General features: G+C 66.4%; 12 protein-coding genes. 10 read left to right on the top strand and 2 right to left on the bottom strand.

What is annotated here, in order from left to right:
* The first annotated feature begins 138 nt into the window (after positions 1-138).
* Genes E1N52_RS16090 through hpaI form a run of 7 tightly spaced genes read left to right on the top strand, consistent with a single transcriptional unit; the run spans position 139 to position 6,053 of the window.
* Entirely contained in the window at positions 139-909 is a 771-nt protein-coding gene (locus E1N52_RS16090) for a fumarylacetoacetate hydrolase family protein (protein ID WP_133183753.1), read from the top strand.
* On the top strand, positions 906-1,661 hold the full coding sequence (locus tag E1N52_RS16085) for a fumarylacetoacetate hydrolase family protein (protein ID WP_133183752.1): 756 nt from the start codon (positions 906-908) through the stop codon (positions 1,659-1,661). Before E1N52_RS16090 ends, E1N52_RS16085 begins: the two co-directional genes overlap by 4 nt.
* Positions 1,662-1,695: 34 nt before the next feature.
* Complete coding sequence (gene hpaE, locus E1N52_RS16080) at positions 1,696-3,153, top strand: 5-carboxymethyl-2-hydroxymuconate semialdehyde dehydrogenase (protein WP_133183751.1); 1,458 nt, start codon at positions 1,696-1,698, stop codon at positions 3,151-3,153.
* Entirely contained in the window at positions 3,153-4,016 is an 864-nt protein-coding gene (gene hpaD / locus E1N52_RS16075) for a 3,4-dihydroxyphenylacetate 2,3-dioxygenase (RefSeq protein WP_133183750.1), read from the top strand. Before hpaE ends, hpaD begins: the two co-directional genes overlap by 1 nt.
* Positions 4,017-4,040: 24 nt before the next feature.
* A complete protein-coding gene (locus E1N52_RS16070) occupies positions 4,041-4,451 on the top strand; it encodes a 5-carboxymethyl-2-hydroxymuconate Delta-isomerase (RefSeq protein ID WP_133183749.1) in 411 nt (136 codons plus the stop codon).
* Positions 4,451-5,254 carry a 2-oxo-hept-4-ene-1,7-dioate hydratase gene (gene hpaH, locus E1N52_RS16065; protein WP_133183916.1) on the top strand — a complete coding sequence of 268 codons (804 nt, stop codon included), beginning with the start codon at positions 4,451-4,453 and terminating at the stop codon, positions 5,252-5,254. The genes E1N52_RS16070 and hpaH overlap by 1 nt, the downstream gene beginning before the upstream one ends.
* A gap of 16 nt (positions 5,255-5,270) precedes the next feature.
* On the top strand, positions 5,271-6,053 hold the full coding sequence (hpaI, locus tag E1N52_RS16060; protein WP_133183748.1) for a 4-hydroxy-2-oxoheptanedioate aldolase: 783 nt from the start codon (positions 5,271-5,273) through the stop codon (positions 6,051-6,053).
* 44 nt (positions 6,054-6,097) lie between these two features.
* Here hpaI and E1N52_RS16055 read toward each other — a convergent pair whose 3' ends face one another.
* On the bottom strand, positions 6,098-6,541 hold the full coding sequence (locus E1N52_RS16055) for a MarR family winged helix-turn-helix transcriptional regulator (protein WP_133183747.1): 444 nt from the start codon (positions 6,539-6,541) through the stop codon (positions 6,098-6,100).
* A gap of 167 nt (positions 6,542-6,708) precedes the next feature.
* On the opposite strand from E1N52_RS16055, the gene E1N52_RS16050 reads away from it, so the two are divergent.
* Positions 6,709-7,479: a class II aldolase/adducin family protein gene (locus E1N52_RS16050; protein ID WP_133183746.1), complete on the top strand. Its 771-nt coding sequence runs from the start codon at positions 6,709-6,711 to the stop codon at positions 7,477-7,479.
* A gap of 4 nt (positions 7,480-7,483) precedes the next feature.
* A complete protein-coding gene (locus tag E1N52_RS16045; RefSeq protein WP_246089086.1) occupies positions 7,484-8,485 on the top strand; it encodes a 2-dehydropantoate 2-reductase in 1,002 nt (333 codons plus the stop codon).
* 3 nt (positions 8,486-8,488) lie between these two features.
* Here E1N52_RS16045 and E1N52_RS16040 read toward each other — a convergent pair whose 3' ends face one another.
* Complete coding sequence (locus E1N52_RS16040; protein ID WP_133183744.1) at positions 8,489-9,778, bottom strand: MFS transporter; 1,290 nt, start codon at positions 9,776-9,778, stop codon at positions 8,489-8,491.
* A gap of 436 nt (positions 9,779-10,214) precedes the next feature.
* On the opposite strand from E1N52_RS16040, the gene E1N52_RS16035 reads away from it, so the two are divergent.
* Positions 10,215-13,118 carry a mechanosensitive ion channel family protein gene (locus E1N52_RS16035; RefSeq protein WP_246089085.1) on the top strand — a complete coding sequence of 968 codons (2,904 nt, stop codon included), beginning with the start codon at positions 10,215-10,217 and terminating at the stop codon, positions 13,116-13,118.
* Positions 13,119-13,201: the final 83 nt, after the last annotated feature.

Below are 13,201 nucleotides of genomic sequence, written 5' to 3'. Positions count from 1 at the left end.
GGACATGGCGGTTTCAGCTAAACGAGGAATTCGACGTACCAGGAGAAACCCGAAAAATTCTCATCGGCGATTGACGACGGATGATAGCAAGCGCACCATCACTCACATATTAGTGTTTCCGTGAAGCGAATCCAAGCCATGTTTTCCGTTGCCGATCATCTGCTGCACGTCGAAGGCGAGGCCCTGCCGCGCGACATCAGCGCCGCTGCCGTGAGCGTGCTCCTCGCCACGGGCACGCGTTGCCGGGCGCCGGTGAGCGGCGCTGTCTACGGCACGCTGCTCAACGACCGCCACGCACTCGAAGCGCTGGGCGACGCCGTGAACGCGCCCCCATATAAGGCGCCGCCGCGCGCGCCCGTTCTCTACCTGAAGCCGCGCAACACCCTCGCGGGCCACCGCGCGCGCGTGGTCGTGCCCGGCAGCGAGGGCGTCCAGGTGGGCGCATCGCTCGGCGTCGTGATTGGTCGAACCGCCGCGCGCGTCGCCGCACACGAAGCGTTCGATTACATCGCGGGTTATACGCTCGTGGCCGATCTGAGCGTGCCGCACGCAAGCGTCTATCGTCCCTCGGTGCGGTTTCGCGCGCGCGACAACTTCTGCGTGATCGGCCCCGCCGTAGTCGCGCGCCGGCATGTTGCCGACCCCGATGCACTTGCCATTGCGGTGAACGTCGAAGGCGGCGCGGCCTTCCATGCAACCACGGCCACGAGCGTTCGCGGCGTCGCCCAATTGCTCGCCGATGTCACCGACTTCATGACGCTCGCCCCCGGCGACGTCATCACGCTCGGCGTGCCGCATGGCGCACCCGTGGTTCAGGCCGGTGCGCGTGCAGCGATTTCCATCGGTGACTGGGCGCCGCTCGAAATCGAATTCGTCGCGGCAAGCGTGGCGCAGGGAGAACAAGCATGATGCGCGGACGCGTTGCCTATGCAGGCGCAATCCACGACGCCACGCCCGACGGGAACCGCGTGCGGCTCGCCGACGGCCGCGTGCGCGAGGAACACGAAGTCGTCTGGCTCGCGCCTTTCGAGCCCGGCACGATCTTCGCACTCGGGCTCAACTACGCCGAGCACGCCAAAGAACTGCAATTCTCGAAGCAGGAAGAGCCGCTCGTGTTCCTCAAGGGGCCGGGCAGCGTGATCGGCCACCGCGGCACCACGCGCCGCCCCGCCGACGTGACGTTCATGCACTACGAGTGCGAACTTGCCGTCGTGATCGGCCGCACCGCGCAGCACGTGAAACGTGAGGACGCCATGCAGTACGTGGCGGGCTACACGATCGCGAACGACTACGCGATCCGCGACTATCTGGAGAACTACTACCGCCCGAACCTGCGCGTGAAAAACCGCGACGGCGGTACCGTGCTCGGCCCCTGGTTCGTGGACGCCGCCGATATCGCCGACGTCAACGCGCTCGGCCTGCGCACTTACGTGAACGGCGAACTCAAGCAGAACGGCAACACGCGCGATTTCGTCACCGGCATCGCGGAACTCATCGAGTATCTGAGCGGCTTCATGACGCTCGCCCCCGGCGACGTCATTCTGACCGGCACGCCCGAAGGCGTCGTCAACGTGAATGCGGGCGACGAAGTGGTGTGCGAGATCGACGGTCTGGGCCGTCTCGTCAACACCATCGCGAGCGACGCCGACTTCGGCCGCTGACCCGCCAACGAATCGAACACGGACTACGTTAGACATGCGAATCGACCATCTGATCAACGGCCGCGCGCACAGCGGGCGCGACTACTTCGAAACCGTGAATCCGGCGAACCAGGACGTGCTCGCGGAAGTCGCGCGCGGCGGCGCGGAGGAAGTCGATCTCGCGGTGCGCGCCGCGAAAGACGCCTTCCCCGCCTGGGCGGCCACGCCCGCCGCGGAGCGCGCGAAGGCGATTCGCAAGCTCGGCGAGCTGATCGCGAAGAACGTGCCCGAAATCGCGCAGACCGAAACGAAGGACACGGGCCAGACCATTTCGCAAACCGGCAAGCAACTCGTGCCGCGCGCCGCCGACAACTTCAGCTACTTCGCCGAAGTCTGCACTGCAGTGGACGGCCACACCTACCCCACGTCCACGCATCTGAATTACACGCTGTTTCATCCCGTGGGCGTGTGCGCGCTCATCTCGCCCTGGAACGTGCCGTTCATGACCGCCACGTGGAAGGTCGCGCCCTGCCTCGCGTTCGGCAATACCGCGGTGCTGAAGATGAGCGAGCTATCGCCGCTCACGGCCTCGATGCTCGGCCAGCTCGCGCTCGACGCGGGCATTCCGGCGGGCGTGCTCAATATCGTGCACGGCTACGGCAAGGAAGCGGGCGAGCCGCTCGTCGCACACCCCGACGTGCGCGCGGTTTCGTTCACGGGCTCGACGGCTACGGGCAACCGCATCGTGCAGGCCGCGGGCCTCAAGAAGTTCTCGATGGAGCTGGGCGGCAAATCGCCGTTCGTGATCTTCGAAGACGCCGATTTCGAGCGCGCGCTCGACGCCGCCGTGTTCATGATCTTCTCGAACAACGGCGAGCGCTGCACGGCCGGCTCGCGCATTCTCGTGCAGCGTTCGATCTACGCGAGGTTCGCCGAGCGCTTCGTCGAGCGTGCGAAGCGCATCAGCGTGGGGGATCCGCTCGACGAGAAAACCATCGTCGGCCCGATGATCAGCCAGGGCCATCTCGCGAAAGTACGCAGCTATATCGAACTCGGCCCGAAGGAGGGCGCGACGCTCGCGTGCGGCGGCCTCGACGCACCCGCGCTGCCCGACGCGGTGAAGAACGGAAACTTCGTTCAGCCGACCGTGTTCGTCGATGTCGATAACCGCATGCGCATTGCGCAGGAAGAAATTTTCGGCCCGGTGGCGTGCCTGATTCCCTTCGACGACGAAGCGCACGCGATCCGCCTTTCCAACGACATCGCCTATGGTCTGTCGAGCTACGTGTGGACCGAGAACACCGGCCGCGCGCTGCGCGTGGCCGCCGCCGTCGAAGCGGGCATGTGCTTCGTGAACAGCCAGAACGTGCGCGACCTGCGCCAGCCGTTCGGCGGCACGAAGGCCTCGGGCGTGGGCCGCGAAGGCGGCACATGGAGCTACGAAGTGTTCCTCGAGCCGAAGAACGTGTGTGTTTCGCTCGGCTCGCATCACATTCCGCACTGGGGCGTGTAATGGGCAAACTCGCGCTGGCGGCCAAGGTCACGCACGTACCTTCGCTGTACCTCTCCGAACTGGACGGTCCCCACAAGGGCTGCCGCCAGGCGGCCATCGACGGCCATCACGAGATCGGCCGCCGCTGCCGTGAGCTGGGCGTCGATACGATCGTCGTGTTCGATGTGCACTGGCTCGTGAACAGCGAGTATCACATCAACTGTGCGTCGCGCTTCGAAGGCATCTACACGAGCAACGAGCTGCCGCATTTCATCAAGAACATGCCGTATGCGTATCCCGGCAATCCGCAGCTTGGCCATCTGATTGCCGATGTCGCGAACGAAATGGGCGTCAAGACACGCGCCCATAGCGAAACGACGCTCGACCTCGAATACGGCACGCTCGTCCCCATGCGCTATATGAACGGCGACGAACATTTCCGCACGGTTTCGGTGGCGGGCTGGTGCATGTGGCACGACCTCGCCACGAGCGCGCGCTTTGGCCTGGCCGTGCGCCGCGCGATCGAAGAACGCTACGACGGCACGGTGGCGATACTCGCGAGCGGGTCGCTCAGCCACCACTTCGCCAACAACGGCACAGCCGAAGCCTTCATGCACAAGGTCTGGGACCCGTTTCTCGAAGCGACCGATCGCAACGTCGTGGCGATGTGGGAGCGCGGCGACTGGAAAACCTTCTGCGACATGCTGCCGATGTACAACGAAAAGTGCTGGGGCGAAGGCGGCATGCATGACACCGCCATGCTGCTCGGCGCGCTCGGGTGGGACCGCTACGAGGGCCGGGCGGAAGTCGTCACGCCGTATTTCGGCAGCTCGGGCACCGGGCAGATCAACGCCATCCTGCCGGTCACGCCGCTGCCGGCTTAAGCGGCTCAAACACGGGAGAACGCCATGCCCCATCTCACCCTCGAATACAGCGCGAATCTCGCGGATGCGAGCAGCATGGCTCAGCTCTGCGAATCGCTTGCCCACGTGCTCGATGCGCAACGCGATGAGAACGGCGCGCGCGTCTATCCTCGCGGAGGCATTCGCACGCGTGCACTGCGCTGCGAGCAGTACTTCATTGCCGACGGCGATCCCGGGAACGCCTTCCTGCACGGCTGCCTGAAGATCGGCGCAGGCCGCTCCCAGGCCGTGCGACGGGCGACGGGCGATGCGCTCTTCGAGGCGATCAAGCAGCACTTCGAACAAGCCTTCGCGTCGCACGGCCTCGCGCTCTCGCTCGAAATCGTCGAGTTCAGCGAGGAAGGCGCATGGAAGCACAACAACCTGCACGCCCGACTCAAAAACGTGAGTTCATGATGCTAGATCAGCAAACCATCTGCGAGCTGGCCGCGCAGCTCGACGAAGCAGAACGCACGCGCACGCAGCTACGGCATTTCTCTCGGTCGCATCCGGAGATGACAATCGACGACGGCTACGCGATACAGCGCGAGTGGGTCAAACTCAAGCTCGCCGCGGGCCACACGATCAAGGGCCGCAAAATCGGCCTCACGTCGCGCGCCATGCAGCGCGCGTCGCAGATCGACGAGCCTGACTACGCGCCGCTGCTCGACAGCATGTTCATCCCCGCAGGCAGCGAGATTCGCGCGGACCGTTTCGTCGCGCCGCGTGTGGAAGTGGAGCTCGCGTTCGTGCTGAACCGGCCGCTGCAAGGGCCCGACGTCACGCTCTTCGATGTGCTCGACGCCACGGCCTATGTGACGCCGGCCATCGAGATCATCGACGCGCGCATCGAGCAGTTCGACCGCGAAACCAAAGCGCCGCGCAAGGTGTTCGACACGATTTCCGACTTCGCCGCCAACGCGGGCGTCGTGCTGGGAGGCCGCCCGGTGAAGCCGCTCGACGTGGACCTGCGCTGGGTCGGCGCGCTGCTCTACAGGAACGGCGCCGTGGAGGAAAGCGGGCTGGCCGCCGCCGTGCTCAACCATCCGGCAACCGGCGTTGCCTGGCTCGCCAACAAGATCGCGCGCCACGACGAGCGCCTGGAAGCCGGGGACGTGATCCTGAGCGGCTCGTTCACGGCGCCGATTCCGGCACGCGCGGGCGATACGTTCCATGCCGATTACGGCCCGCTGGGCGGCATCGGCTTCCATTTCATCTGATCAGGATGCCGTCATCATGGACGTACCCGCCAACCCATTCAAGCGCGCGCTCGCGCAAGGCCGTCCGCAAATCGGCCTGTGGGCCGCACTCGCCGACTCCTACGTGAGCGAATTGCTTGCGAGCACGGGCTTCGACTGGCTGCTGATCGACGGCGAGCATGCGCCCAACGATCTGCGCAGCACGCTTGCGCAACTGCAGGCCGTCGCGCCCTACTCCACGCACGCGATCGTGCGTCCCGTGCGCAACGACGCCGCCATCATCAAGCAACTGCTCGACGTCGGCACGCAAACGCTGCTCGTGCCGATGATCGAGAACGCCGAAGAGGCACGCGCCGCCGTTGCCGCGACGCGCTATCCGCCCCACGGCGTGCGAGGCGTGGGCAGCGCGCTTGCGCGCGCCTCGCGCTGGAACGGCTCTGCCGATTATCTGCATCACGCAGCAGAAGAATTGTGCGTACTGGTGCAGGTGGAAACGGCAAGCGCGCTCGCGCAGCTCGAAGCCATCTCGAAGGTGGAAGGCGTGGACGGCGTGTTCTTCGGGCCGGCGGATTTGAGCGCTTCGATGGGCCTGCTGGGCCAGCCAGGCTCGCCGCAGGTGCGCGAGGCGATCTGCAACGGCATTCGCACCGTGCGCGCGCAGGGCAAAGGCGCGGGCGTGCTCGCGGCCGATCCGGTCATTGCGAACGAATACCTGGAAGCCGGCGCGACGTTCGTCGCCGTGGGCAGCGACGTGTCGTTGCTCGCACGCAGCGCAAGCGAACTGGCCGCAAAATTCCGCCAGCCTGCGGTGCGCGGCTAGCACGCGCTCATTTCGCGTTCATTCCATCGCGCGCGGGGCGCGCTTCATTCGCCCTCTTCCCCGCTCTCCACGAGCTTGGCCAGCACACTCGCCAGCACTTCGCGCTCGTGCTCGCTCAGCGTGGCGAGGATCGCGTCGTTCGTCGCCTTCGAGATCGTCGTGGCGCGCCGGTAGGTGCTGCGCCCCTGCGCCGTGAGCGCCACGATCACGCCGCGCCCGTCCGCCTCGTTCGAGGTCTTGGCGAGCAGGCCCTTGCGTTCGAGCACGTCGGTGGCGCGGCTCGCCTGGCTGCGGTCGAGATTCGACACGCGCCCGAGATCCGACACCGACAACGATCCGAACGCGCCCACGCTGAGCAGCAGCCGCGCCTCCGTGAGCGACAGGGAAAGCGCCGCCTCGAACGCCTCGCTCATCGTGCGATCGGTCTGCTTCTTGAGCACATGGAGCCGGTAGGTGAACAGCTCCGCGATGTTGTACTTCCCCGTCATGGATCTTCCCGCCTGATTTTCGCCAGCCGCGAAATGCGGCCACACCATCAGGATAGCATCGATGAAAGCCCTATTCTGCAGGCACTTCACGGAAAATTTGATGCTTGCACACGCATTTATTTGCGCGTAGGATCGGCCTCATCAGAGCCCGCCACGAGGAGACTTTCATGAATGAAAACATCCAGCGCACGCGCCCCGAATGGTGCGACCCCACGGAATGGGAGGCGCGCGTGCAACTCGCCGCTGTGTATCGCGTGTTTCATCTCATGGGCTGGACCGAGCTGATCTTCAATCACATTACGCTGCGCGTGCCCGGCCCGCACAAGCATTTCCTCATCAACCCGTTCGGGCTCACGTATGACGAAATCAAGGCCTCGAATCTCGTCAAGATCGATCTCGAAGGCAATATCCTGAGTCCGAGCGAGTATCCGATCAACCCGGCCGGCTTCGTGATTCACAGCGCGATACATGCAAACGTGGCAGACGCGCATTGCGTCATGCACACGCACACCACGGCAGGGCTCGCGGTGGCGTGTATGGAAGGCGGCCTCGCGTATACAAACTTCTATTCGGCGCAGCTGCACGACATGGTCGCGTATCACGACTTCGAGGGCATCACCGTGCACGCCGAAGAAAAATCGCGCATTCTGAAGTCGATGGGCGACAAACGGCTGCTCATTCTGCGCAATCACGGGCTGCTCTCGCATGGTGTGACCCTCGCGCACGCTTTCGCGCTGCTGTGGACGCTCAATCGCGCGTGCGAAGTACAGGTCGTGACCGATTCGATGCGCGGCCAGACGCTGCCGATCTCGCCCGCCATTACCGAACGCTCGACGCGCGACGCCTTGCAGTTCTCGCCCGAACATGGCGCAGGCCAGAACGTGCTCGACGCGCTGGTTCGTCGCGTCACGCGCATCGACCCTTCATATCAGGAGTGAAAGTTTGAACACCCCGAATCAAAAGATCACCGTCGTCGGCGGCGGTGCGATCGGCGGCCTGATCGCGGCGCGTCTTGCGCGCGCAGGCATTCCAGTGAATCTGCTCGCACGCGGCGCGCATCTGGAAGCGATTCGCCGCGACGGCCTGACGATCGTCGAAGGCGACACGCGCTACACGCAAGCCGTCAACGCCACCGATAACGCCGCCACGCTCGGCGCGCAAGACATCATCTTCGTTTGCCTGAAGGGTCAGGCGCTCGCCCAGTCGGCAGCTTCGCTCGCGCCGCTCGTGGGCCCGCACACGCATATCGTCTCGGCAATGAACGGCGTGCCCTGGTGGTTCCTTCACGGATTCGGCGGCACGCACGAGAACGGCCGGCTCGAAGCGGTCGATCCGGGTGGTGTCGTCTCGAAGGCGCTGCCGCCTGCGCAGGCTTCGGGCTGCGTCGTGCATCTGTCGTCGTCGATTGCGGGGCCGGGCGTGATCCGCAAGGGCGGCGGCAATCATCTGATCGTCGGCGAGGGCTCGGCGCACATGGCCGAACGCGCGCAGGAAGCGCGCGATCTGCTTGCGAAAGCGGGCTTCGAGGTCGCAAAAGCCGCGCCGATTCAGGCCGATATCTGGGCGAAGCTCTGGGGCAATATGACGATGAACCCCATCAGCGCGCTCACGCGCTCGGCCGCCGACGTGATTCTCGACGACCCGCTCACGGCGCAGCTCGTGAGCACGGTCATGGCAGAAGCGCGTGCGATTGGCGAAGCGCTCGGCATTCGCCTCGCGATGACCATCGAGGAGCGCAACGCGATCACGCGCAAGCTAGGCGCGTTCAAGACCTCGATGCTGCAAGACGTGGAAGCGGGCCGCTCGCTCGAAGTCGAAGCCCTGCTAGGCGCGCCCTATGAACTGGCGCAGCGCGTGGGCATCGCGGCACCGTCGCTCGGCATGCTCTACGGTCTGGCGCGCCAGCTCGATTCGAATCTCGAAGCGGCGCGCCAGAAACGCTAGCCATCAATCCTCGAGCGGCTTGCCCGTAAGGTCGCGAATGAACGGCAACGCAAGGCACGAGATCGCCACGCACGCCATCACGTACCACGCGGGCGCGAGCAGATTGCCCGTGCTCTTCACGAGCCAGGTGGCAACGGTCTGCGCGAAGCCGCCGAAAATCGCCACGCCAATGCCATAGACGATCGCCATGCCCGTCGCGCGCACGGCGCGCGGGAACATCTCGGGCAGCATCGTGATGGAGGGCGCGGCCTGCAGCCCCAGCAGCACGCTCAGGCCGCCTACGGTAATCAAAAGACGCGTGGCGTCCGGGCCGCTCGCGAGCCACAGGAACGCTGGGTAGATCAACAGCAAGACGCCCACGCGCGGCCAGAAGATCAGCGCGCGGCGGCTGAACCGGTCGCAGAGCAGTCCTGACACGGGCGCCACCAGAAACGTCACGACGCCGGAAACGAGCCCCGCCAGCAAGGCCGTGGGCGCGGGCACCTTCAGTTCGTGAATCGCATACGTCGGCATATAGAACGTGACGACATAGGCCGTGACCGTGGAGCCGATCGTCAGCAGGATGCCGAGCGCCGCGCGCCGCCAGTGATCGCGCAACACGGCGAGCACCGGCATGCGCACCACGCTCGCCTGCGGCGGCAACTGCTCGTCCAGACGCCGGCGAATCCACATGCCGAGCGGCGCGATCGCCACGCCCATGAGGAAAGGCACGCGCCAGCCCCAGGCGAGCAGCGTGTCGGCGGCGAGGAAAGTCGTCAGGAGTCCGGCCGTTAATGCGCCGAGCGAAACACCCATCCCCTGGCTCGCGAACTGCCAGCTACCCAGCAGGCCGCGATTGACGGGCGTGCCCGCCTCGATCAGCAGCGTGGTGGAAGCGCCCACTTCGCCGCCCGCGGAAAACCCCTGCAGCAAGCGCGCGAACACGATCAATACCGGTGCGGCCACCCCGATCTGCGCGTACGTGGGTGCGAGGCCGATCAGCATGCAGCCCAGCGCCATCATGAAGATGGTGAGCGTCATGGCGGGCTTGCGTCCGGCGCGGTCGGCATAAGCGCCGATCACGACGCCGCCCAGCGGCCGCATGACGAAGCCCACGCCGAAAGTCGCCACCGAGGCGAGCAACTGCCCGTAGCTCGACATGGTGGGAAAGAACAGCTTGCCGATGGTAAGCGCGAAGAAGCTGTAGACGGTGAAATCGAAGAATTCGAGCGCATTGCCGATTGTTGCGGCGACGATCAACTGCGTGTGGCTCAGTTTGCCCTTGCGCACTCCGGTCATGCTGACGCTGTTCATGGCTCTCCTCGTCGGCCTCTGGCGGGCCTGGATAGTGGACCGTGCAACGGTAGCATTCGCACGGGCGCACGCGCCACTGATCAAAACCCGCGTAGGCCGAGGACCGCGTATGGCATCGAAGCGGCCCTTTTATCGGAACAAAGTCGTGCGCGCCTCATCCGCATTCGTAAGGTAAAAGAGGCATACTCCCGGCATAGTCAGCACTCACGTTTCGCGCGCCGCGCCGTTCTTGGCGGTTCCGCAAACGCCATGTGGCCCACGCCTGTACAAGTGGGCACCAAAATTGCGGCAGCGCGTCGAACGTTCCGACGAATCGGGCGGCGGCACGCTGTGCGCCGCGCCAACGCGCTTCCAGCCGCGCGTTTCGTCTCGCTGTCTTTTCCTCCGCCGCCACTGATGGGTCGCCGCTGTCGCGACCCGTAAGCCAATGACAAGGATGTCCCTTTCTTCTGCCTTTCGGTTCCCGCGCGCGTCGCGCCTGCATGCTCTCGTTGCCGCTCTCGCCGTTTCTGCCGGCCTGACGCTCGCGCTCGGCGCGACGAATGCGACGGCGGCGACACCGGCCACCGTCGCCGAAGCGCTCAAGCCCGGCGCGAGCCCAGCGCATCCCGCCCAGCCTGCCGCACCCGCCACTAACGCCAACGCGGCCAACCCGGCCGCCCCCGTGGCGCTCACGCCCACCCAGGCGCAAGCCGCCCTGCAGGTTCTCGACGATCCCGTACAGCGCGGCCACATGGAAGACACGCTGCGCGCCATCGCCGCCGCCGGCGCGTTGGCCGTGCCCGCCTCGGCGAGTGCGCCGGCCAGTGCGCCCGCCGCGGCCTCCGGCGCGGCGGCGGCCAAGCCCGCTTCCGCGCCGCTCGCGGGCGCGCTTCGCTCCAACGGTCTGGTCGTGCAGATCGCCGATCACGCCGCGCACGGCGCGCGCACGGTCGGCCAGCATCTGAACCATACGTTCGCGACGCTGATCGGCCTCTGGTCCACGCGCAATTGGTGGCAGGACCATCTGAACACGCCGGAAGGCCACGCGCTGCTGCTCGCGTTGCTGCGCGTGCTGCTGCTCACGCTCGTGCCCGCGCTCGCGCTCGCCACGGTGCTGCGCCGCGTCGTCGCCACGCCGGAGCGCGCCATTGCCGCGCATCAGGCCGCGAAACAGCGCGAGGACGCCGAACCCCCGCAAGGCGGCACGCCAACGCCGCAGCCACAAACGCCTGAAGCGACGGGTACGAGCCTCGCGCTCGCCGCGCAGGCGCAGGCCGCCGATGAGAAGGCCGACGCGGAACAAGACGCCCTGCGCGAAGCCGCCGGCATGGAGCCGGCCCAGGGCAAGGGCGGCAAGGACGAAAAGGACAGCGACCCGAACGCCGGCCCCAATGCGAACGCGGGCGCCAACGCGGCAGCGCGCGCCACCGTGGTCGCGGCGCAAGCCAAGGACAACGCCGACGCCACGCCGAAGACCGCCGCCGAACGCGCGAAAGAGGCGTACCACGCGCTGCGTGGGGCGCATCACTGGCGCCTCTTGCAGCGTCTGCCGGGCGCGTTGCTCGTGATGCTGCTCGAAGTCGTGCCCGTGGTCGCCTTCGGCCTGTGCGCCGCGGGCGTGCTGTCGCTCTTCGGCCCCGACGACGCCGCGCCCGCCGCTGCCGTGGGCCAGATCGTCGATACGTATGTGATCTGCCGCGTAATCGTGATGTTCGGCAAGCTGCTGTTCGCGCCCGACGCCGCCGCGCTGCGCCTCGTGCCGCTGCCCGACGACTGGGCCGCTTACGCGCAGCGCTGGCTCGTGCGCATCGTCGTGATCGGCGGCGTGGGCGGAGCGATTGGCGGCGCGGTGCCGCTCGGCATGACCGAGGACGCGCATCTCGCGCTCGTGAAGGTCGTCACGCTGATCGGCCACCTCGCGCTCGCCGTGATGATCCTGCAACTGCGCCGCCCCGTGGCCGATGCCATGCGCGCCGCCGCCGCGCGCCATGGCTCGTATGCCTGGTTCATGCAATGGTTCGCCGACATCTGGGTTGCCGTGGCGCTCTTCGTCGTCCTGGCGCTCTGGTTCGTCTGGGCGCTGGATCTGCGCGGCGGCTACGCGGCGCTGCTGCGCGCGGGCGGACTCTCTCTCGTCGTCCTGCTCGCCGCGCGCGTGAGCGCCATCGTGCTGCTCGGCGCGTTGAGCCGCGCGTTCGGGTTGCGCGAAGATCAGGAGAAGATGAGCTTCGGCCAGCGCCGTGCGTATCGCTATTACCCGGCGCTGCGGCGCATCGTCGTCGTGGCGATCTGGATCGTGACGCTCGACCTGCTGCTGCACGTCTGGGGCCTGCGTCCCGCACGCATTCTCGCGCTCGCGCCGATGGGGCATCTGCTAGGCTCTGCAGTCCTCACTATCGTGATCGCCGTCATTGCCGCGGTCGCGATCTGGGAGTTCGCGAACGGCGCGGCCGAGCGGCGCCTGAACGCATGGACCGACGCCGGCGACTTCGTGCGCGCCGCGCGCCTGCGCACGCTCTTGCCGATGTTCCGCACCACCCTGCTCGTTTCGATCCTCGTCGTGGTCGGACTCACCGCGCTCTCGCAACTCGGCGTGAACACCGCGCCGCTCATTGCGGGCGCGAGTATCTTCGGCGTGGCGCTCGGCTTTGGCTCGCAAAAGCTCGTGCAGGACTTCATCACCGGCATCTTCCTGTTGACGGAAAACGCCATGCAGGTGGGCGACTGGGTGACGGTGGCGGGCGTGTCGGGCACGGTCGAGTTTCTCTCGATCCGCACCGTGCGCCTGCGCGGCGGCGATGGCTCGCTCTACACCGTGCCGTTCAGTTCGGTGACGACCGTGAACAACACGAATCGCGGCATCGGCAACGCGGCGGTGAAGGTGCAGATCGCGCATGGCGCGGATCTGCAGCGCGCCATCGACACGCTCAAGGACATCGGCGCCGAGATCCGCAAGGAAGACGCGTTCAAGAACGGCATTCTCAGCGACTTCGCGTACTGGGGCGTCGATCAGGTGGACGGCGCGACCGTGACGCTCGTCGGGCAGATTCAGTGCAAGGACTCGGCACGCTGGGGCGTGCAGCGTGAGTTCAACAAGCGCGTGTTGCTGCGCTTCACGGAACGCGGCATCGAACTGGCGAATCCGCAGCGCAACTTCCTCGTGGGCCTGGCGCGCGGCGACGATGTCGAAGGGCACACGTATGGCGACGATCACGATGACGACGACGCCGACACCGATCGCGCGCGGGCGCAGGCGCGCGGCGCTTCGAAGCCGGCTTCGCAAGGCGGCAAGCCGCGCGCTGGCCGCGCCGGTGCGTCGGGCGACGGCAACGGGTCGTCGAGCGGCAAGCCGAATTGATGCGTCGACACACAAGCCGGTGCGCGCCTTACGCGCGCCGGCCTCACCCTTCGCTTCACTCGGCCGATCTCCCGAAAAAGCTC

This window comes from Paraburkholderia guartelaensis, assembly GCF_004353905.1.
Taxonomy (GTDB): Bacteria; Pseudomonadota; Gammaproteobacteria; order Burkholderiales; family Burkholderiaceae; genus Paraburkholderia; species Paraburkholderia guartelaensis.
Note: the sequence above shows the minus strand (reverse complement) of the source record. Positions and strands in the feature narration are given on the sequence as shown.

What these genes read in the sequence shown, in the direction of transcription:
- E1N52_RS16090 (WP_133183753.1), top strand. Translation starts at nt 139, where the DNA reads ATGTTTTCCGTTGCCGATCATCTGCTGCACGTCGAAGGCGAGGCCCTG.
- E1N52_RS16085 (WP_133183752.1), top strand. Translation starts at nt 906, where the DNA reads ATGATGCGCGGACGCGTTGCCTATGCAGGCGCAATCCACGACGCCACG.
- hpaI (WP_133183748.1), top strand. Translation starts at nt 5,271, where the DNA reads ATGGACGTACCCGCCAACCCATTCAAGCGCGCGCTCGCGCAAGGCCGT.
- E1N52_RS16040 (WP_133183744.1), bottom strand. Translation starts at nt 9,778, where the DNA reads ATGAACAGCGTCAGCATGACCGGAGTGCGCAAGGGCAAACTGAGCCAC.
- E1N52_RS16055 (WP_133183747.1), bottom strand. Translation starts at nt 6,541, where the DNA reads ATGACGGGGAAGTACAACATCGCGGAGCTGTTCACCTACCGGCTCCAT.
- E1N52_RS16050 (WP_133183746.1), top strand. Translation starts at nt 6,709, where the DNA reads ATGAATGAAAACATCCAGCGCACGCGCCCCGAATGGTGCGACCCCACG.
- hpaD (WP_133183750.1), top strand. Translation starts at nt 3,153, where the DNA reads ATGGGCAAACTCGCGCTGGCGGCCAAGGTCACGCACGTACCTTCGCTG.
- hpaH (WP_133183916.1), top strand. Translation starts at nt 4,451, where the DNA reads ATGCTAGATCAGCAAACCATCTGCGAGCTGGCCGCGCAGCTCGACGAA.
- hpaE (WP_133183751.1), top strand. Translation starts at nt 1,696, where the DNA reads ATGCGAATCGACCATCTGATCAACGGCCGCGCGCACAGCGGGCGCGAC.
- E1N52_RS16070 (WP_133183749.1), top strand. Translation starts at nt 4,041, where the DNA reads ATGCCCCATCTCACCCTCGAATACAGCGCGAATCTCGCGGATGCGAGC.
- E1N52_RS16035 (WP_246089085.1), top strand. Translation starts at nt 10,215, where the DNA reads ATGTCCCTTTCTTCTGCCTTTCGGTTCCCGCGCGCGTCGCGCCTGCAT.